This window comes from Flavobacterium sp. 2755 (genome assembly GCF_031455715.1).
Classification (GTDB): Bacteria; Bacteroidota; Bacteroidia; order Flavobacteriales; family Flavobacteriaceae; genus Flavobacterium.
Map to the genome: position 1 here is coordinate 76978 of NZ_JAVDTG010000007.1, position 21044 is coordinate 98021.

Consider the following 21044-nt stretch of genomic DNA (forward strand, 5'->3'; position numbering starts at 1 on the left):
GCACGCAGATGACACAGATTAAACTGATTTTCGCGGATTTCTTTTTCTTTTTTCTTGCCACAGATTAAAAGATTATCACAGATTTATTCTCATTTTAAAATTAAAATCTGTGCGAATCCGTTTAATCCGAAAAATCTGTGGGCTACTTCTTCAATTCCTTTAAACGTGATTCCATCACATCTTTGTTCAATTTTACTTTTACCATTCCTGTTGGGTGAAATCTTCTCTTCAAATCGATTGCATTGTACACGATTGTGTAAACATCATTTCCTTCTGGGATTAAACACAAAGGCGTTCTCATAATATCCCACCATTTATCTACTTTTGTTTCGATTGGTAAATAATGTGCTTCTGCCCAATTAACTCCGTCAGCAGATAACGAATAGGCAATCATATTTGGCAAATGATGTCCCCAGCCGTCTGGACCTCCGTCAAAAATAGCTATGTACATTCCGTTTGGTAATTGACTTACAATTGGATTTTCTACAAACTGCGGATGCATGGTTTTAATTGGCTCCAGACCTTTATTCATTCTAAACCATGGGCCTTCTAAACTTTTTGATTCGGCTAAAGCAACAAACCAGCCTTTTCCTGATTTCTTCGGATAATCTGCCCATGAATTGAACGGATACGCACCGCTATAAAATCCGAAATATTTATCGCCGACCTGATACGGGAAAAACGAAGCAACCCCCTGACGTCCTTCCCAAGGTTGAGAATCTAATCCTGGTTCCATAATGATTCCCATATCTTTATAAGGTCCGCCGATTCCGTTGATTCCGTCTACAGTTGATTCACAACGCCAAATTCTTCCGAATGAGTGATTCGGTTCTATTTCTTTACTTACGGTATAAGCCAAATAATAGCCGTACCACTTGTTTGCTTTTTCATTGAAAACCGGCATATAAGACCAAATAGCAGCACGACGATCATTCATCGGATTATCATCTTCTGTAACGGCGTAAGTTCCACTTGCTTGATAAATTGTAGATTCTCTTTTCCAATGGATTGCATCTTTACTTGTCCAATGTCCAATTTTTGTTTTTACACGATCGTAGTAATAATCAACACCTTTTTCTCCTGCTCTTTCGGTTGGAAACATATGATAGTTATCGCCAACTTTTACAACGCGTCCGCCTTCGAAACCTCCTTGAATCCCTTCTGTTCCCGACATTCCTTCATCAATAACGGGTTTGTTTTCTCCGCCGATAATTTCGAAAAGCGGTTTTTCATCTGAAAATCCTTCAACGATAAAAGTTGGATTCCAGAGTTTTCCGTCTGGAAATTCTGCGTTTCTATAACTTAATTTTTGATCGCCTTTTACAACTCCTAATAGTGCAAATAATCCACTTCCCGGATTTATAGTCTGTTTCCCTTTTGGGAATGAAAGTGCGTACACATTAATCGGGGGTAATCCTGTAATAGTCAGTCCGTTTTTAAAAACCAATTTTGCATTTTCTAAATTATTTGACTGAAGATATTCTGAATTATTTTCCTGAAAAACACCAATTAAAACCTGAACTGGTTCTTTAAATTTTAATTGCAAAGGAGCATTAGTTCCGTTTTTATATCTATCTAAAGGAAGTTCAATACCCGTTAATCCTTGCAATTCTGGAGCTAAGCGAACAATATTGTGTTTACTTCCTGAAAATACATGAGCGTATTGTGTCGTTTTGAAAGTTTTGTAATTTGATTTTACAATTTCAAATGATGCTGGTTTCCATGTCGTTTGTGATGTGCCTTGAATGCAGACAGTTAACAGCATTAGGAATGTGGTTTTTAATTTGAAGTTGTATTTTGTATTTTTTGAAAACATTGGTTTTATTTTTTATTCCTGATTTTCGTCATTGCGAGGAACGAAGCAATCACATTTGCTATATCAAACTTTGCGCAATCATTGGTGAGGTTGCTTCGTTCCTCGCAATGACATGCTGGATGAATAATTTACAGGGCTTTATAACTTATTTTGTATTCAACATTTGGTTTAACCGTCAGTTGATATTTATTTTTTGCTAATTCCGTTATCGTTCCCGAGTTTGTTTTGGGTTTGCTGGCACTTTCAAAAATCAATTTTCCTTCTCCTTCGCCTGCTTTTACTTTAATTTCTTTGGTACTGCAATACAGGGAAACTTCTCCGTTTGGTGTTGGAACTTTTCCTTCCATCCATTTTAAACCGCCAAGATTTGGTTTTATCTCATATTCCGAATATCCCGGCGCGGTTGGTTTTACACCTAAATAATATTTCCCTAATAAGTAAATCGGACTTGCACCCCATGCGTGGCAAAGGCTTTTTCCGTATGGACGACCGTACATCGCTAAATGTTCCGTTCCTTTTTTGTTCGGATTGTATTCTTCCCAGAAAGAGGTTGCGCCTTCATTCAGCATTCCGCCCCAATAGTCTTTCATTTCTTTTAAAACGTAATGTTGTTCCCCCATTGCGCACAATGCTTCCAACTCATAAAAACGCATATATGGAGTTGTGATTTGAAGTACATCTTTATTAAGCAACACTTTATTTTTTACGCTTTGTTTTTGTTCTTCAGTAAAATAATTAAAAAATATACCGAACATATTAGCATATCTGGTTACAATATTTTGGATTTTACCGTCGATTCGCTGATGCTTCATGACGTTTTCTTTTTTATCCCAAAAGACATCAAATAATTTGGTTTTTAAATCAGTTCCTAATTTTTGATATTGTTTTTGGTCTTCGGTTTTACCAGCAATTTCAGCACTTACTGCCATAGCTTCTAAACTTCTGGCTAAAAGCATTTGCTCAAAACTAACTTCGCCCGATTTTGGAAGTCCGTCTGCCCAATCAATAAAAACCCAGTCTCCTTCTAAAGGTTCCAAGAATCCGTTTTTGTTTCTTCTTTCTAAACAGAAATCCATAAGTGATTTCATTCTCGGGTAAAAAGTTTTGATGAATTTAGTATCGCCCGTGTGCAAGTAGTAATCGTAAACGCCTACAAACCAATACAGCGAATAATCCATGATGATATTTACGTGAGCCGTTACAGGATCTTTTCCGCGAAGTGCTAAAAGTGTTCTTTCTACAGAAGCCGAATCAAAAAATAAATAATAATTCATCAAATAACTTTGATAAGCGTCGCCAGACCAAACCCAGCGGTCACGTTTGATTCCGTCAATAAAAAATTCACGAGAGGTTAAATGCATCGTGTAAGCCGACACATCCCAAATTTTATTTAATTGTTCATCCGAAGATTTGAATGCTCCACGATAATCTAATGGCAAATATTCATAAAGCATCGAAATAGAATCGTATTTTACACCTGCATCTGCTTGAACTTGAACATAACGAAATGCTTTCGATCCGTCGTGTGTGTAGGTTTCAGGCTGTTTTCCATCAAAAGATAAATGATCTAAAGTTTCGCATTTAGCAGAATCCAGCGCTTCTTCACGAGATTCTCCATAATAAAGTGCTAGTTTGCCTTTTCCTTTTAAACCATGAATTTTAATGTAACCAAAAGTTTCTTTACCAAAATCTACTAACTGACCAGTTCCTATTTTTTCAGTTTTCTTTGCACTTAAAGGTTTCGTTGTTAGTTTAAACCCAGAAGGTTTATTTTCTGGCGAATTAAAATTCCAAGAACCAACTGGAACCCAAGGCGTACCGGATTGTTGTGCTTTTCCAGTTTCATCAATCCAAAGTTTATCTTCGTTGGTTACGTTCCAAGATGCATCAGATTTAACGTATTGACCTGAAATATAAATAGCTGGCAACACTTCCTGATTATAAACTTTAAAGGAAATTTTATGTTTTCCAGCAGGAACTGTAATCGATTTTGGCTGTCCGTAAATTTGAACGCCATCTAAAAGTAATTGAAAAGGTCCTTCTGAATAGATTTTCACCTTGTCTGGTTGTGGAATATCTACTTCTGTTTGAAAAGTAACCAAAGCATAAGGACTGTAATATTGCCAAAGCGGTGGAAATACTGCTTCGCGTTCAGTACGTCTTACCTGCATTTTATTGCTTAACCAAACTTCAAAATCACCTGGATACCAGATCCATGTCGCTTCTTTTGATTTTTCCTGCGCCAATATTAGAGAACAAGAAAAAAGAGCAGTAAAAAGAAGTAAAATTTTAAAAATTGAAAAGCGGTTTAGCATAGTTAGTCTATTTTGGGACTAAAGATAAATGTTATCTTTACATTTGACAACCTGCACTATCCTGCTATTTCATAAAAAACAGTACTTTTTGATAATTTTTTAAGGGAAAAATTATGAGTTATCACTTTTTTAGTATTAAAAAAAATGATGTTGGAATTTTATGGTACGCTGATGAGACGGATTCGCTATCGCGAAGACGCGGATTTTATTTTTAACACATAGAAACATAGCATTACTTTGTCTATAAAAGGCGTTTCACTTGCATATATACACATAGCTATGAGTTAATGACTAGTCATTTTTTTGTTATACTTAATTTCACAAAGTGAGTAAAAATCTATGTTTCTATGTGTTTAAAAAAATCCGCGTCAGTCCGCGTCTTTACGAAGTAAGTCCGTTTTATCTGCGTTCTAATTTACGTTTACAATCTAAGCCGATAATTTATCGTTTTCATCTTCCAAAATATAATTAGAAGGCGTTTTGCCCAAATGCTTTTTAAACATATAAATAAAGGCACTTGTAGTCTCGTAACCTAAATTAAAGGCAATTTCTTTAATGGATTGTTTTTCACCCAAACGTTTTATGGCTTCTAACAATTTTAAGCGTGTACGCCAGTCGCTGAAATTCATTCCCAATTCTTTAATAAATAATCGGGATAAAGTTCTGGTGCTCATAAAAGAAAGCTCGGCGTAATAATCTATTGTATTTTTGCTTGAAACATCATTCATTAAAAGCTCAACTACCTTTTGAAGTCTTTCGTGATTGGTTGTAGGCAGAAAAGTGGCACTTGGCTCGATTAAAGCTAATTCGTCTAAAAAAACGTCACTAATTCTTTTTTGAGATGGAGTAAGATTTCCTTCAACTCCAAAAGAAATAATTTTAAAAACCAGCTGTTTTAAAAACATCGGAATATCAAAGGAAAAACTATTCACTGGTAGTCCTTCCATTGCAGACGGATCGATAAAAACGCTGTAATAATTAACGTCTTTCTGAAAAGTAACCTGATGCTCTACTCCGCCCGGAAGCCACAAGCCCTGCAACGGATTCACAACCCAAATGTGATTTCCAACCACAACATTCATTACGCCACGGGTTGCATAGATCAGCTGACCTCTTGGATGAGAATGCGAAATACACATTTCGTTGGTTACCATTTCAGTATAACCAATAACTGGGATTGAGGAATCTACTTGGTATCCAAAATCCGTGGCCATTCTATATGTCCGATATTGACTATTCATTGTCCAAATATAGCAATTCTGACATTAGTATTCTTTTAATCTTTGCAAAAAATAATACAGCTGTTGTTTTTTAACCTAATTTAAAAATCAAAAAATATCTCATGGACACTATTAAAGCAAATCCTGACATAGTTAAAAAAACCACCTATTCGATCTTATTCATTATCAGTTTTTCTCATTTAATTAATGATCTTTTACAGGCTGTTATCCCTTCGGTTTATCCATTAATTAAAGAAAATTTTAATCTTAGTTTTACCCAAATTGGTATTATTACTTTAACCTATCAAATGGTGGCTTCGATTTTACAGCCGTTTGTGGGAATGTATACTGATAAAAACTCTAAACCTTATTCACTGATTGTTGGAATGTGTTTTACAATGGTTGGACTTTTTCTGGTTTCGATTTCCTCAAGCTTTGTTTACTTATTATTATCAGTAAGTTTAATCGGAATTGGATCTTCAATTTTTCATCCTGAATCTTCACGTGTAGCGCACTTGGCTTCGGGCGGAAAAAGAGGTTTGGCACAGTCTATTTTTCAATTAGGAGGAAATGCAGGAAGTGCTATAGGGCCTTTGTTAGCAGCGTTTATTGTTATTCCGCACGGACAATCTTATATCGCTTGGTTTTGTATTATTGCATTAGTTGGTGTTTTTGCTTTATATAAAATTGCGATTTGGTATACGGCACATTTATCTGAAAGAAATGCCAATAAAGCTTCTCACCAAATCGAGACGCATCATTTGTCTAAAAACCGAGTAATTGCTTCCTTGATTATTTTATTGGTTCTTATCTTCTCTAAGTATTTCTATATGAGCAGTATTACAAGTTATTATACTTTCTTCTTGATAGATAAATTTCATATTACGATTCAGCAATCACAAGTATATTTATTCTTGTTTTCTGGCGCTGTTGCAGCAGGAACTTTAATTGGAGGACCAATTGGTGATAGATACGGCAGAAAATACGTAATCTGGGTCTCTATTCTGGGTGTTGCTCCATTTACTTTGATGCTGCCTTACGTTTCTTTGTTTTGGGTTGGAACTTTATCTGTAATTATCGGATTAATTCTATCTTCGGCATTCTCAGCGATTCTAGTTTACGCAACCGAATTAATGCCCGGAAAAGTCGGACTTGTTGCGGGTCTTTTCTTTGGATTTGCTTTCGGAATGGGCGGTTTAGGTTCTGCAATTCTAGGAAAAATTGCCGATGCTACTAGTATTGAATATGTCTTTAAGATTTGTGCGTTTCTGCCTTTGATTGGTATTATTACTGGGTTCTTGCCTAATTTGGAGAAGAAAAAGAAAATTAAGGAATAATTTTTAAACACATAGAAACATAGATTTTTGATTGTCTTAAAAAGGCATTTCATTTCATAATAAAACACATAGTTTTCTGGATTGAAATCTATGTGTTTTTTATTTCGTTTCAATTTCATTATTGGTTGTAATAATGATTTTATTTTGCTGATGTTCAATCGTTACGAAATTCCCGTAATTAAAACCGATTTTCTGAAGCCATTTTCCGCAAAGACGAATTTCTGGAAATATAACGTATCGATGATACGATCTTGCAATATATTTTGGCTGTATTTTTAATCGTCTTTTCGCTGATTGTTTCATTATACTTCTCTTTTTACGAAACAAAAATAGTAAAAATTATACTACAAATAATAATTTTATATTGTTAAATTATAATTTTATGATGCTTTTGAGTAGTATTATTATATTTTTTATTATATTTAAAATGCATCATATTTGCATAATATAGCAATAAATCATCATTGTGTCGAAACTTAAGCTAAATAGAATAAAAGTTGTTTTAGTTGAAAACAACAGAAGTAGTAAGGAATTAGCCAATCATTTAGGTAAAACAGTTGCAACTGTTTCGCGTTGGTGTACAAATGAATATCAGCCTTCTATTGAAACGCTTTATGAGGTTGCTAAATATTTGAAGGTTGATATTCGGGAGTTGTTGGTTTCTACTACAAATAAATAACATTCTATAAACCACAATTTGTCATAATAAAAAACCACTCCGAAGAGTGGCTTAAATTACAATCCAACAAATTCATCTGCTTTAACGGCAACAGCTTTTTCAAGAGTAACTCTTAAATCACTACAGACTTTTTTCATATCTGCCATAGCTTGATCTGATGATTTTGATTTATGCCATAACGTTGTGTTGGGTAAATAATAAACTTTAGGAGATGTTCCTATTGTAAAATTATCATAATAATTCAAAGCTTGTAATGCAGCTTTTACTTCTGGATTTTTAGCACTAACATCATAAGATATTAATACTTTTGCAACTGTTGTTCCCATATATTTAAAATTAAAATTTTGGCAATTTACATTGACAAAATTTCAAGAGAGTATGGTTTTCCGTAACAAGTTAAATTATTGCCATTTAGTATTAGTTTTTTTTAAAAAAATAGCTTAAAAAGCATTGATTCAACTAGTAATATTTATAACACCTTTTCCATTGTAAAAACACTAAGATTCAAATTCTCCCTTTATAAAATCTAAATTATCCATAATTCCAATTATTAATTTATTAACCTGTCTCCAATCTTCCACTTCTATTTTAGAAATTATTTTCTTTAATTTAATTTCACCTTCTGATTGTTTCCATAATTCTCTAAAATCATCACAAATATTCTTTTCTATAATTAATCCTAAATATACCTCCCATTCTTTTGGAATTTCCGATAGAAAAATACAATCTAAAACTTTCTCATTAACTAATAAATTGTGATTATCCAATTTAGCAATTAATTTGTAGCGTTCATTGTAATTTGTACTGTTCTTAAATGCTGCTAAAAACAAGTTTAATACCGTCAACTGTGACTGATTGTTAGATTTTGCAACTATAATGAAATATGCACTTGTAATGAGTTCAGAATCATTACTATTAATATTCTTCAATATCAATGCAATGTCTTCTTTGTCAGTTTTAGAATTAACTGCAATTTCAGATCTCAATCTTAACATTTTTTTTGTCATAAAAAAATTTGATTGAGAATAATAATCTTCAATTTTTGATATTAAATTTGGAAATTTTGTTTTACCTATATATCGAATATCATCATGAATACGGAACATTAAAACTATACCAGATTCAAAAGAAACTTGAGCATAATAATCAAGTTTCGAAAGATTATTGTCTTTTTGAATAGTGATAACAATGTAATAAGCTAAAAGAAACTCAATAAATCTAGAATGCCTAAATCGTAAATAACTGAGATTTTCAGGATCTCTCACTATTATTAATTCCGAAATTAAAGCATTAATAATTTCGTCACTATAAGGAATAAGCATTGAAAAATTTTCTCGTAAAATTAAATCAACTTCATTTTGAAGAATAGAGTTTTTTTTCCCTTTTACAACATGAAAGCTTAATAGTGAAATTAATTGATATAAGACATTTGAAGTTAACCCCGGAATATACCGTTTATGAATATCTTCTTTTTTTCGAGTAAAATATGTATCAATAACATTCCCTTCCCAAATTTCATTTACAACGATATCACCTTGAAACTTATAGGTTTCTGAGAAAATCAATAAATTAATTGGGGAAGAAAGTACTTTATTTGTTTCAGAAGATAGCTCATTAGTTATATTATAATTATAACTTTTTGAATATTTCTCAACTACTTTAGGAAGTTCGCTTGATGAGAAAGTAGATATTCGTTTATTTACATCAATTCTTCTTCTACCTTCAAAAATTGATTCCCAATCTCTCCAGTAATCTTCTCTAATTGTAAATACAAAGAGTACTGGAAAACAAATAAAATCAGTAGATTCAGCAATTATGTTTAATTCATCTATGAATTTTAATATTGATAACACCTCTTTTTTCTTTCTTTGTAGATCATAATTCGCTTCATCTAACGAATCAATTACAAATACTATAGGTTTATTTAAAGACTCTAATTCATAAAGTCCAGATTTTTGACCTAATGAAGAAAAAAAAAGTGAAATTTTTTCATCAATATCACTTTCGTTAGCTGTAAGACCTGTTCCGAAGAATGTCAATGAATTATTTATTAACTCTAAAGACAAAGTGGTTTTACCTGACCCCGAATAATCTCTTAGAAGACAAATTTGTTTTGGCTGTTCTTTAGCCTTTTTTAAACTGGAAGGCTTCAAATCTTTAGAATATGATTCTATCAAATTATCAATATCTCTCCTGATGTAAAGACTTTCGTGAAAAGGAGACTTGTGTCTTCTTAAGAAAGTAGCCGAGCTTTTTTTTGAGATATCAAGAATTTTCTTTTCTGTACTTTCTTGATCGTAGAACCAATTTTTTATACTCTCAATACTTGGAGGTTTAGAAAGAAATTTTACTCTTCCAAATAAATTCATATAATCTAGTAAATCTTCAATAGCTAATTGTTTATTATTAATTTCATCCCAAAAATCTCCTGCCAGTACAATAACATAATGACCTTCTCTATTTAATTCTTTTGCTCGTTCATATACATTTTCACTTACATTATATAACGAGCAAAATAAGCCAACAACAGCATTTTTTCTTCTACGTATTTTCAGTTCAAAATCTTCCCAATCATGAGAGCCTGGAGTAATTTGATCTACTTTTGCTTTAGATTCAATTAAATAAGCTTGGTTCTTCCAGACAAATATTCCATCCAATTGTTCCGAAGGTACAGATGCTACAACAGGAGGCTTTCTATCCCAAGGTTGAATTTCTCTTATAATTTGTTCAAATTTATAACCTCTATCTACAGCATTATCAATATCTCTAAGTTCAATTATTTCTTTGTAAATGTTCATAATTTGACAATGTTAATTACTTTAAACAATTTTCTACAGGCTAAATATAAAAATTATAAACCCTTATTGGATTACTAGTCTCGCAAACCTAATATCTATTTGTTTAAATTCATAAAAATTTACATACATTTTTAACAGTCTCTTTTTTATATATTGCAAAAACGCTTTCCTTTTAAAGAAAGCGTTAAAATAAATTATGTAAGATTTAAAATATTCAATTCCCATTAAAAACCAAATACAAAACCAAAATCGCCAATCCCAACAAACCAAACAAAAGCTTTACCTTTTTACTAGTTTTAGGAATGTCCCTTTCATCTGAAACATTAACTTCAGGATTTTTATCGGTTAAAGAAATAATAACTGCGGTAATTAAAAGCACAGCAAAAATGTAAAACGAAATCAATAAAAAGTGAGGCCAGGCAGGATATTTATCTGCAGGGAAAATCCATAAATACAAAACCCCAACAAACAAACTAAAAGCAGAACCCCAAGAAAGTGTTGCATTTACCGCTTTTTTAGTAGTGCGTTTCCAGAAAACACTCAAAAGGAAAACAACAGATAACGAAGGCGCCAAGAAACCTAAAACCGCCTGAAATATGTTGAATAAATTCTGTCCTTTGATATTGTCAATCGCAACGGCAATCAGAATCGCAAACACACATCCGGCAGCAATTGTTAAACGACCAATTTTAATTTGATCCTGAATCGTCGCCGTCGGGTTAATTTTCTTTACATAAATATCATTCGTAAAAACGGTACTTAAAGCGTTTAACGAAGAACCAATTGTTCCCACCAAAACCGCAATCATCACGCAGATTACCAAACCGTTCATTCCGCTTGGGAAAAGGTTCGTAACCATTGTCATATAAGCTAGATCCGAATTGCTTCCTAATTCTGGATATAACGCATAACACAAAATTCCGGGAAGAATAAACAACGGCAAAGCCATAACTTTTAACCATCCAATAAAGTTTACGCCCAATTGCCCCTGTTCTAGATTTTTAGCTCCTAAAACACTCTGCACCATCGATTGATCTGTACAGAAAAAAGCAACTGCAGCAACAGGATATCCTAACAAAATAGCTGGCCAAGGATAATGCGCATCATCTGAAGGACGAACTAAATTCCAAAAGTTAGAAGGTGTTTTAGCAATTAAAACATCAATTCCGCCTAGTTTTTGTAAACCTAAATAAGAAAGTGTCAGCGAAACTACAATCAGCAGAATCATCTGAAAAACATTCACTTTGGCAATTGCTTTTAATCCTCCTGCAAACGTAAAAATTCCAGAGAAAATCACTAAAACGGTAACGCTCTGCCACATCGGGATTCCCAAAATCTGACGTACTAAAACGCCTCCACTGAATAATCCTAAAGACAGCCAGCTTACTAATATTTTTACCAAAGCGTACCAAGCCAAAATATTCTGCGTACTGTCGCCGTAGCGTTTTCCCATATATTCGGGCATTGTGCTTACTTTACTCGCAATATATCTTGGTGCAAAAACCATTGCCAAAAGCATTAAAAACACAAAAGCATACCATTCGAAATTTCCCGCTACAATTCCCGTAGCGTAACCAATACTCGCAAAAGCCAATAATGACGAAGGCCCAACGTTGGTTCCCCACATATTAAACCCAATGCTGTACCAGTTTAGTGAATTTCCAGCCAGAAAAAGCGTTTCGTTTTTCTTTCTCTGTTTCATACTTACCACATATCCAATGACCAATAAAGCCACCAAATAGCCTGCAACAATTACAAAATCGAGCGTGGTTAATTTATCGTAGATACTGTTCATAGCCCATATTCGTTAAGAATATCGGCAATTTTAACCGGCATTCCAGTTTGCAAAGATTTATCCATTGCTTGTAATAAAGCCACTGTTCCAATTCCTTCTTCCATGTTTGGATAGGCTTCAAAACCTTGCTCGATGCTGTCAACAAAATATTCTAAATAATTCTGATATTCCCCGCCATGATGACTTTGTCCTTCAAAACGGAAATAATATTTTATCGTGCTATCGCCCCAAGTAATTACTTTTTCTTCGCCCGTTTTGTCGGTAATGGCATAACGTAATTCATGATAATCGGCTTGACTTGCTCCTTCTGTTGCTCTTAAAATCGTACTCATTCCGCTGTCACGTTGCGCAGGCTGAGTTGGCGAAGTATAGACACCGCTTACACGGGCAATTCTTCCATCGGTTGCTTTGAAGATAAAATGCATCGTATCTTCATTCTTTAATCCTGCACTTTGTCCGTTACTGCTGATCATTCCGTAACCCATTACTTCCTGAATATTCGGCAAATACCATCTGATAAAATCTACAGGATGGCTTAAACCTCCGTACAACCATTTAAATGATTGCAAAAGCGACCATTCTTTCTTTAAAAACCATCTGTGATCAGCGTGATATTGCGCTTCAATCGTAATTAAATCTCCAATTAAACCCGCTTCGTAATCGGCTCTTTGTCTTTTGGCTGGTTCGAAGAAACGTGAACTTTGACCAATAAAAACTTTCTTTCCAGTCGATTTGCTTAATTCTAGCAATTCTTTTGCATCAGAAAGATCATCGATAAACGGTTTTGTGCAAACGACATGTTTTCCACTTAATAAAGCTTGTTTTACATGTTGTGCATGCAAATGATCGGGTGTATAAATTGCGATAATATCAATTGAAGCATCGTTTAACAAATCGCCATAATTTGTTGTGTACGAATGAAAATCGAATTCTTTTGCTCGCTGTTTACACAATTCTTCGTTTCGGTCGCATATTTTAACGAGTTCTAATTTTGAACTTTCTATAGCAGCCGACATTGTGCTTCGTCCTTCTCCAAGTCCTAGAATGGCTATTTTTAACATGGGTTGTGGTTATTTTAGATTGTTGATTTTAGATTTTTTTTTTTGCCACAGATTAAAAGGATTAAAATGATTTTTTTTAATCTGTGGAAATCCTTTTAATCTGTGGCAAAATATTATTTCGTTTCTACTTTGTTAAGAAATATCCATGTTTCGTCTGGTTTTGTGCCTTCAATTCCGGATTGGTATTTTTTCATTAAGGCATTCCAATCGTCTACACGCGGATTATTTTCTGTTGTTTTTGGATTTAGTTTATCCAAGTTTTCACCTTTCGGAATACTGATTACCAAGATCAATTGTCGGTCTTTTTTGAAAACTTGTAACTGCTGAAAATCAGCATTGCAGAAACCTTTTGCTACTTCTGGCCATTTTTCGAATTGGGTTTTATGATACTCCACATATTCATTTTGTAGTTTTTCATCAGCAGGAAGATTCGCTGTTAAAACAATATTTTCCCAATCCGATGCTGGTTTTGAATCTTTACATCTTTCGAAGTTTTGAAAATCGTAAACCAGATCTTCATAGATTTTAATTTCTAAAAAAGGAAAAGCGCCCGCCAGTTTACGTTTTGTTCTTTCGGGCTGATTCATTTTTCCGTAAATCACCAAATGATTTTTCCATTGGTACAATTCCTGACCTACAATTCTAAAACCAACTAAAGTCGATTTGATTTTTTCGATATCAAAATCAGAACCTATCAATTCGATCGCGTACGGTTTTGGCATTTCCTGCAATCCCCATTTTTCATCGATTACAACTTCTTTTTCTAAATCTTTGTAAGGCGCTCTGATTCCCGCTGCATCTTTAATTTTAGCACTTACATACTGATCGTTATGTTCCCAAATGTTTCCTTTTGGACCGTTATGGTTTTTTAGGATTTTCTTTTCGGCAATCCAGTTGTTTTTAATCGTAAAACCTTCACTTCCTTCATCGGTATATAAATACAGCCACAAAAACGGATCGTGTGCATACGGACTGTTATAAACCTTATCAATATAATTTTCTTCAATTCGACTGCCAGGTTGAGCCGAAAGCGTATAAATTCCTGCAACATCATGTAAATGTTTGGCATAATGATGGATTTTATTACCCAGAATTTTATTATTCTGCATCACGTTTGGCGTATGCGTCCAACCCCAGCCCATTGCCATTCCAGAATACGATACATCCGAAATTTCGTTGTGTTCAATCGTAATATTTCGAACAAAACCAGCGCTGATTCCTAAAGTTCCCCAATCTTCATTGGTTACGTTAGTGATTAAATTATCCGAAATCACTTCATCAGAACACATTTCTCTTTCATCTTTTATAATTAAAGGCAAATGCGCTTCAAAAGCTTCTTCAGAGAAAATTCCAACGTTTATAGCACTTCCGCCAATATCTTTAAATAAATTTCCTTTTACAGTATTGTGATTTGTTCCTTTATTTAAATCTAAACCGGTCGAAGCCAAATGTTCAAAACGGCACGATTCAAACTGAATATTATTGGCATAATTTACTTCAACCGCAGAGCGTGGTCTTCCCACCCAAGCCTGATTTTCTAAATTCGCCTGATTTGGAGTTCCTGGAACTTTTAATTTATAAGCGTCTAACAAATACAAACCAGACTGCAACGGCACATGACCTTGTTCTGATGGACGGAGCCAGTTGCTGTATTGAAATGAAATTCCTTTAAATCTAAAATGGCTCACAGGTGAATCGATAGTTCCTTTTACTTCAACCAGATTTTCTAAAACCGGAGCTGTAACTGTAACCGAATTTATATCTTCACCCTGACGCGGGATATAATAGATTTTAGCATTTTTCTTGTCCAAATACCATTCTCCGGGCTCGTTTAAAAGCGAAAAAGCATTGTTTAAGAAATAAGCCGAATTTCCGTTATTTTTAGAAATCCACGGAGCAGGCCACGGATGTTCGCTTTGAATACGGCTTTCTGGTTCTTCAAACGAAAGTCTGGCGCTGTCTTTTTGCACTTCGATATTTTTAATTCGAAGATTTGCAATCGACCACCATTGTACAATGAACATTTCCATTCCCGGCTCAAACTTAACCGACTTATCTTTAAACGGAATCCAACAGGTTTGCGATTCATGATCCCAAGACAAAATCCTGTCCATTGCATTTCCTGTGGTATTTTTGGCTCTAACAGCTTTTTTTCCGTTTACCCACAGTTGTCTGTAATTGATTAATGAACCCGCTTTTTGAGGCGCATCGGCGACCCAAAACGTTCCTTTTTTACCATTTAAAACGTCAACTTTTTTCCAGTTTTTTATTTCAATTCCACCGCTTATAATTGGTTTTGCATTTATATCGGCTTCAATTGTTGTTGGACTTTCTGCAGTTCCAGAATCTTCAGGACGGACAAATAAAGGTTCGTTCAAATAATATGTTCCGTTCATTACAATGATTCGGATTCCGTCTTTTATTGATGGATCTTTTAAACGACGAAATTCTCTGGCTTTTCGCATTGCCATTTGAACCGTTGCCAGCGGATTTGATTTTGTTCCGAGATTCGAATCTTTTCCTGATGGTGAAACCCAAATTTCAGCTGCATTTGCTGAAAACAGAGTGAATACCATTAAAAAAACGACCAGTAATTTGTTGAAAGGAATTAAACGCATTATTTTCTTTTTTTCATCATTAAACTTATCAGAAACTAAATTTAAAATACTAAATATTTTACATTCTGATTATTTTTAACAATTAAATTAAATATACGGCACAATTTAATCGAACATAAACAACTACGCATCCTGTACCCTCCTGTAATCTTTATGAACATTCAGTTTTATAGATTAAATATGAAAAATTGACTTTTAAATATTCTTTCGTTTCGCATACGAAAAAAGTTAAATTCTCAAAAAATCTGTGATAAACTTATCAAAATTGTCGTTTCATAATATTTTTTTAATAGATTTGTGTAATCGATTACATTTATAAATTATAATTTATAAAACAGTATTTTTATTCATTGAATAAAAAATTAACACATAAAAGACTGACTTAGCATTCCGAAGAAAATAATAACCACAATACAATAAGAATGAAAACTAACCAAATTAACCTTGTTTACACCTTTATAACCATTTTGGTAACGAGTTTATCTACTACAGGTTTTGCTCAAAAACTAAATGTTTACAAAAACATTGAATTTAAAATGGTAAAAATTAACGAGCCAAAAATTCCTGCAAGAAGCGTTGATATAAAAGATTTTGGCGCCGTTAATGGTGGTTATGTTTTAAACACTAAGGCTTTCGCCGATGCTATAGAAGCTGTTTCTAAAAAAGGCGGCGGAAAAGTTATAATTCCTCCGGGAATCTGGCTTACAGGGCCAATTATCCTAAAAAGCAATATTGAATTACATGCTCAAAAAGGAGCTTTAATCAAATTTTCTACAGATAAAACTTTATATCCAATAATCGAAACCAGTTTTGAAGGTTTAAATACATGGCGCTGTATATCTCCTATTTATGGTAAAAACTTAGAAAACGTAGCGTTTACCGGAAATGGTGTTTGGGATGGTTCTGGCGAAGCCTGGCGACAAGTTAAAAAGAGTAAACTGACCGATGAACAATGGAAGAAATTTGTGGCTTCGGGCGGCGTTTTAAATGAAAAGAAAGACAGTTGGTATCCTTCTGAACAATATTTAAAAGGGTCTAAAGGTGCTGATCAAAATGTTCGTCCTGACTTAAAAACTAAAGAAGATTTTGAAGCTATTCACGATTTTCTTCGTCCGGTTTTAGTAAGTATTCAAAACAGTAAAAGAGTTTTGTTTGATGGACCTGTTTTTCAAAATTCTCCAGCTTGGAATATTCATCCTTTAATGGTTGAAGATTTAATTGTACGTAATGTAACCGTTCGCAATCCTTGGTATTCTCAAAATGGCGATGGACTTGATGTGGAATCCTGCAAAAATGTTTTGATCGAAAATTCAAGTTTTGATGTTGGAGACGACGCTATTTGCATTAAATCCGGTAAAGATAAAGATGGACGTGAAAGAGGAATTCCGTGCGAAAATATTATCGTAAGAAACAACATTGTATATCACGGACACGGCGGTGTAACGGTTGGAAGTGAAATGTCTGGCGGTGTAAAAAATCTCCATGTTTCCAACTGTACTTTTATGGGAACTGATGTTGGTTTGCGTTTTAAAAGTACCCGCGGACGCGGCGGTATTGTGGAGAACATTTATATCTCAGATATTTTTATGACTGATATTCCATCTCAGGCAATTTCTTTTGATTTGTATTACGGAGGAAAATCAATCGCCGAAACTTTAGCTGAAGGCGGAAATACTGTGAGTACAAAAGCGATTCCGGTAAACGAAGAAACTCCTCAGTTTAAAAACATTTCAATCAAAAACATTACGATTAAAGGTGCGCAGCAAGCGGTATTTTTACAAGGTCTTCCTGAAATGAATTTAGAAAATATCGAAATCTCAAACTTAACAGTTACGGCAGAAAAAGGATTTTCGATTATTGATGCCAACGGAATTAAAATTAGCAATGCAAAACTGGATATTAAAGACAGTACAATATTCGAAATTTACAATGCAAAAAATATGTCTTTAAAAGATGTTGAGTTCAATTCTACTTCTGCCAAAGCTGTAAATATCAATGGTGAAGGAAACGCTAATATCGAATTGGTTTCTTCTAAAAATCTAGATTTTTCTAAAACAACGACACTTGGAAATGATGTTCCAAAAGGGGCTGTAAAATTTTAATCCCAATTTCAAAATGAATTTTATCAATAGTTCAAAAGCAGTTGTTTTAAGTCTGTGCGCTTTTTCGTTTCTACATTCGAATGCACAAACTAACAAAGAAGAAAAATCAGAAATCAGCACAAAACCTTTTACAGATGGAACCAATCATTGGTATCACATTAAAGATGCGACCAATATTGTAAATCCAGTTCTAAATCAGCCACAATATGCTGAAACGGATTACGCTAAAATTGCTGATAATATTTTGCTTTTTCAGCGTAATAATGGCGGATGGCCAAAGAATTACGATATGAAAGCGATTCTGACTCCAAAGCAAATCGATACGGTTATTAAAACCAAACCGATTCTGCATACTACTTTTGATAATGAAACGACTTATACGCACGTCAATTATCTGGCTCAGGTTTATACTTTGACTAAAGAGAAAAAATACAAAGACGGTGCATTAAAAGGAATTGATTTTATTTTGGAAGCGCAATACAATAACGGTGGATGGCCTCAATATTTTCCTTTAGAAAAAGGTTACAGCCGACATATTACCTTTAATGACGGAGCTTATATGGGTATTATAAATCTTTTGAAAAAAATCGTAAACAACGATCCTGATTTTGAATTTATCGATGCTAAAACTCGAAAAAAAGTAACGGCTTCGTACGAAAAAGGAATTGACTGTATTTTAAAAATGCAGATTAAAGACGATGGAAAACTAACGGCCTGGTGTCAGCAGCATGATGAAATTACGCTGTTACCAGCATGGGCAAGAAAGTTCGAACCGCCAAGTATCTGCAATGCCGAAAGTGTTGATGTCGTGCTGTTTTTAATGGCAATCGATAATCCGAATGATAAGATAATTGCTTCGGTACAAAGTGCTGTAAAATGGTTTCAGGATTCTAAAATATACAATACCAGAGTTGAAAGTTTTAAAGCGCCTGAAATGGAATCTAAATATAAAAAAATCACCAACGATGTGCACATCGTAACCGATTCTACTGCACCGCCAATCTGGACAAGATATTATGAATTAGGAACTCATAAACCTTTATTCTGCGATAGAGACAGTCAGTTTTTGTATTCTTTGGCAGAAGTAAGCCGAGAGCGCAGAAGCGGTTATGCGTGGTATACAGATAAACCGGAAAAGGTTTTGAAGAAATATCCAGCCTGGCAGAAAAAATGGGATTCTGGAAATGATGTTTTGAAACAATAAAACACAACGCTTTGTCATTGCGAGGAACGAAGCAATCTCACTAAAATATTCGACAAAGCTTGATATAGCAAATGTGATTGCTTCGTTCCTAGCAATGACATGCTACAAGATTAATCTAATAATTCTACCCTATCTTCAAATATAGCCCGTGGTTTCAACCACGGGAACACAATACAAGGCGTGACAATATTACGTCCCCGTGGTTGAAACCACGGGCCATGTTTATACCGTTTGAAAAGAAAATCACATAGTTTTGTCATTCCGAGGAACGAGGAATCTTCGCAAGAAACTCTATAAAGATTGGCGATACACGTTGTAGAGCTTCTTGCGAAGATTCCTCGTTCCTCGGAATGACAAGATTGCGTGTATTTTTAATCATAGACCCAGATTATAAAACGAAACAGCATTTTCAAACCAAATCTTATTTTGATCTTCAACAGAAAACTTCGAAATATAATCTTCTAGAGTTTTTACGACTTCATTATAATCTGAAGCTACGTTTAGAACCGGCCAATCTGAGCCATATAGTATTTTATCTATTGCGAAATTTTCAAAAATCACATCCAAATACGATTTTAAATCTTCTGGTTTCCAGTTATTCCAGTCGGCTTCTGTTACCATTCCGGAGACTTTACACCATACATTGTCGTATTTTGCGATTTCTTCGATGCCTTTTTTCCATGAATCAATCCTTCGTGATTTAATATCAGGTTTCGCAATATGATCGATCACAAACTTTTGATCTGGGAAATCTTTTACCAAACTTACTGCAGCCGGTAATTGACGATGAAAAATCAGAATATCATACGTAAAATTAAACTCTTTTAAAGCCAAAATTCCGTTTCGGAAATCTTCTCTAAACATAAAATCATCGGCTTCACCTTGTACAACGTGTCGGAATCCTTTAATTGTTTTATTCGAAGAAAAATGACGCAAACGTTCTGATATATTATCTGCACGAAGATCAACCCAACCTACGATTCCTTTTATAAAATCATTTTCTGAAGCCAGATCCACAAGGAAATTGGTTTCGTCTTCAGACTGACTTGCCTGAACTGCTACACAACCTGAAAATTTATTTTCGTTAAGCAGAGGCAATAAATCTTCCGGAAAGAAATCTCTTTGAATTTTCGACATACTTTCATCAATCCAGCTGTCTCTAACGGGATCAAATTTCCAAAAATGCTGATGAGAATCAATTCGGTTATTCATTCTGAATTAGTTTACATCGTTGATTAAAGCACGATCTAAATGCACGTAACCACCATCAACAAAAACAAATTGTCCTGTTGTGTGTGATGAACGATCAGAAATAATAAAAAGAGCCGTATCTGCAATTTCTTCTGTTTTGGTCATTCTGCCTTCAAACGGAATGCTTTTATTGATTTTCTTTAAAACGGTTTCTCCATCTGCCAATGTTTTAATCCAGTCTTCGTACGCAGGAGTATAACTTTCAGCAATAATAATGGCATTAGAACGGATTCCGTACTGAATTAAATCTACCGCCCACTCTCTGGTAAGTCCTAAAACACCGCCTTTTGCAGCAGCGTAACCAGAAGTTCCACCCTGCCCTGTTAAAGCTACTTTTGAACCAATATTTAAAATATTTCCTTTCGTTTCTTTTAAGTATGGAAGCGCATATTTAACCAGCAAAAAATAACTTACTACATTCAGTTTTAAAGAATCCATAAATTCCTCGTAACTCGCCTCTAAACCTGCACCGTCGTTTACACCAACATTGTTGATAACAGCATCGATTCTTCCGTATTTTGCTACGATTGTTTTTACAGCATTTTCGATTTCAATAGGATCAGTAACATCAGTCTGCACAAATAAAGAATCTATTTCTCTTTTTTGGAAAGCTTCCGCGTAAGCGAAACCTCTTGCATTTCTGTCAACCAAAACCGGAATCGCTCCTTCATCTGCAATTCGGTTAATGATTGTTTCTCCAATACTGCCTTCCTTTCCAGCCGAACCGGAAACGACAACAATCTTATTTTTTAAATTTAAATCCATTTTTGTGGTTATTTAAAGGTTAGCAATAGCTATATTTTTCTCAGTTTTGTCATCCTGACGAAGGAAGGATCACACTAGAAACT

The 21044-nt window shown here is 34.3% G+C and carries 15 protein-coding genes; 4 read left to right on the top strand and 11 right to left on the bottom strand.

What is annotated here, in order from left to right:
- Positions 1-142: 142 nt before the first annotated feature.
- From J2Y38_RS16600 to J2Y38_RS16610, 3 genes are all read right to left on the bottom strand, one after another.
- Positions 143-1816, bottom strand: coding sequence for a hypothetical protein (locus J2Y38_RS16600; protein WP_309844649.1), 1674 nt, complete (start codon positions 1814-1816; stop codon positions 143-145).
- A gap of 128 nt (positions 1817-1944) precedes the next feature.
- Entirely contained in the window at positions 1945-4131 is a 2187-nt protein-coding gene (locus tag J2Y38_RS16605) for an alpha-rhamnosidase (protein ID WP_309844651.1), read from the bottom strand.
- Positions 4132-4559: 428 nt separating this feature from the next.
- Positions 4560-5345: a helix-turn-helix transcriptional regulator gene (locus J2Y38_RS16610; RefSeq protein WP_309844653.1), complete on the bottom strand. Its 786-nt coding sequence runs from the start codon at positions 5343-5345 to the stop codon at positions 4560-4562.
- A gap of 128 nt (positions 5346-5473) precedes the next feature.
- On the opposite strand from J2Y38_RS16610, the gene J2Y38_RS16615 reads away from it, so the two are divergent.
- Complete coding sequence (locus tag J2Y38_RS16615; protein WP_309844655.1) at positions 5474-6688, top strand: MFS transporter; 1215 nt, start codon at positions 5474-5476, stop codon at positions 6686-6688.
- Positions 6689-6787: 99 nt separating this feature from the next.
- On the opposite strand, the gene J2Y38_RS16620 is transcribed toward J2Y38_RS16615, so the two are convergent.
- Positions 6788-6991 carry a SymE family type I addiction module toxin gene (locus J2Y38_RS16620; RefSeq protein WP_309844657.1) on the bottom strand — a complete coding sequence of 68 codons (204 nt, stop codon included), beginning with the start codon at positions 6989-6991 and terminating at the stop codon, positions 6788-6790.
- A 163-nt stretch (positions 6992-7154) separates the two neighbouring features.
- On the opposite strand from J2Y38_RS16620, the gene J2Y38_RS16625 reads away from it, so the two are divergent.
- Positions 7155-7367 carry a helix-turn-helix transcriptional regulator gene (locus J2Y38_RS16625; RefSeq protein ID WP_309844659.1) on the top strand — a complete coding sequence of 71 codons (213 nt, stop codon included), beginning with the start codon at positions 7155-7157 and terminating at the stop codon, positions 7365-7367.
- Between the two features lie 56 nt (positions 7368-7423).
- On the opposite strand, the gene J2Y38_RS16630 is transcribed toward J2Y38_RS16625, so the two are convergent.
- The 5 genes from J2Y38_RS16630 to J2Y38_RS16650 form a co-directional block, all read right to left on the bottom strand.
- On the bottom strand, positions 7424-7693 hold the full coding sequence (locus J2Y38_RS16630) for a hypothetical protein (RefSeq protein WP_309844662.1): 270 nt from the start codon (positions 7691-7693) through the stop codon (positions 7424-7426).
- Between the two features lie 171 nt (positions 7694-7864).
- Complete coding sequence (locus J2Y38_RS16635) at positions 7865-10165, bottom strand: hypothetical protein (RefSeq protein WP_309844663.1); 2301 nt, start codon at positions 10163-10165, stop codon at positions 7865-7867.
- 214 nt (positions 10166-10379) lie between these two features.
- Positions 10380-11960, bottom strand: coding sequence for a sodium:solute symporter (locus J2Y38_RS16640; protein ID WP_309844665.1), 1581 nt, complete (start codon positions 11958-11960; stop codon positions 10380-10382).
- Positions 11957-13021: a Gfo/Idh/MocA family oxidoreductase gene (locus J2Y38_RS16645; protein WP_309844669.1), complete on the bottom strand. Its 1065-nt coding sequence runs from the start codon at positions 13019-13021 to the stop codon at positions 11957-11959. Before J2Y38_RS16645 ends, J2Y38_RS16640 begins: the two co-directional genes overlap by 4 nt.
- Before the next feature lie 113 nt (positions 13022-13134).
- On the bottom strand, positions 13135-15639 hold the full coding sequence (locus J2Y38_RS16650) for an L-rhamnose mutarotase (protein WP_309844671.1): 2505 nt from the start codon (positions 15637-15639) through the stop codon (positions 13135-13137).
- A gap of 422 nt (positions 15640-16061) precedes the next feature.
- Here J2Y38_RS16650 and J2Y38_RS16655 point away from each other — a divergent pair, with 422 nt between their 5' ends.
- On the top strand, positions 16062-17741 hold the full coding sequence (locus J2Y38_RS16655) for a glycoside hydrolase family 28 protein (RefSeq protein WP_309844673.1): 1680 nt from the start codon (positions 16062-16064) through the stop codon (positions 17739-17741).
- Between the two features lie 13 nt (positions 17742-17754).
- The gene (pelA, locus tag J2Y38_RS16660; protein WP_309844677.1) at positions 17755-18945 is read left to right on the top strand and encodes a pectate lyase; all 1191 of its coding nucleotides are present in this window, start codon (positions 17755-17757) and stop codon (positions 18943-18945) included.
- Positions 18946-19320: 375 nt separating this feature from the next.
- Here pelA and J2Y38_RS16665 read toward each other — a convergent pair whose 3' ends face one another.
- Both J2Y38_RS16665 and J2Y38_RS16670 read right to left on the bottom strand, forming a co-directional pair.
- A complete protein-coding gene (locus J2Y38_RS16665) occupies positions 19321-20157 on the bottom strand; it encodes an amidohydrolase family protein (protein WP_309844679.1) in 837 nt (278 codons plus the stop codon).
- 6 nt (positions 20158-20163) lie between these two features.
- Complete coding sequence (locus tag J2Y38_RS16670; RefSeq protein ID WP_309844680.1) at positions 20164-20961, bottom strand: SDR family oxidoreductase; 798 nt, start codon at positions 20959-20961, stop codon at positions 20164-20166.
- Positions 20962-21044: the final 83 nt, after the last annotated feature.

Coding starts and splice junctions, on each gene's coding strand:
- J2Y38_RS16670 (WP_309844680.1), bottom strand. CDS start 20,961: ATGGATTTAAATTTAAAAAATAAGATTGTTGTCGTTTCCGGTTCGGCT.
- J2Y38_RS16655 (WP_309844673.1), top strand. CDS start 16,062: ATGAAAACTAACCAAATTAACCTTGTTTACACCTTTATAACCATTTTG.
- J2Y38_RS16640 (WP_309844665.1), bottom strand. CDS start 11,960: ATGAACAGTATCTACGATAAATTAACCACGCTCGATTTTGTAATTGTT.
- J2Y38_RS16615 (WP_309844655.1), top strand. CDS start 5,474: ATGGACACTATTAAAGCAAATCCTGACATAGTTAAAAAAACCACCTAT.
- pelA (WP_309844677.1), top strand. CDS start 17,755: ATGAATTTTATCAATAGTTCAAAAGCAGTTGTTTTAAGTCTGTGCGCT.
- J2Y38_RS16620 (WP_309844657.1), bottom strand. CDS start 6,991: ATGAAACAATCAGCGAAAAGACGATTAAAAATACAGCCAAAATATATT.
- J2Y38_RS16605 (WP_309844651.1), bottom strand. CDS start 4,131: ATGCTAAACCGCTTTTCAATTTTTAAAATTTTACTTCTTTTTACTGCT.
- J2Y38_RS16645 (WP_309844669.1), bottom strand. CDS start 13,021: ATGTTAAAAATAGCCATTCTAGGACTTGGAGAAGGACGAAGCACAATG.
- J2Y38_RS16650 (WP_309844671.1), bottom strand. CDS start 15,639: ATGCGTTTAATTCCTTTCAACAAATTACTGGTCGTTTTTTTAATGGTA.
- J2Y38_RS16610 (WP_309844653.1), bottom strand. CDS start 5,345: ATGGCCACGGATTTTGGATACCAAGTAGATTCCTCAATCCCAGTTATT.
- J2Y38_RS16630 (WP_309844662.1), bottom strand. CDS start 7,693: ATGGGAACAACAGTTGCAAAAGTATTAATATCTTATGATGTTAGTGCT.
- J2Y38_RS16635 (WP_309844663.1), bottom strand. CDS start 10,165: ATGAACATTTACAAAGAAATAATTGAACTTAGAGATATTGATAATGCT.
- J2Y38_RS16665 (WP_309844679.1), bottom strand. CDS start 20,157: ATGAATAACCGAATTGATTCTCATCAGCATTTTTGGAAATTTGATCCC.
- J2Y38_RS16600 (WP_309844649.1), bottom strand. CDS start 1,816: ATGTTTTCAAAAAATACAAAATACAACTTCAAATTAAAAACCACATTC.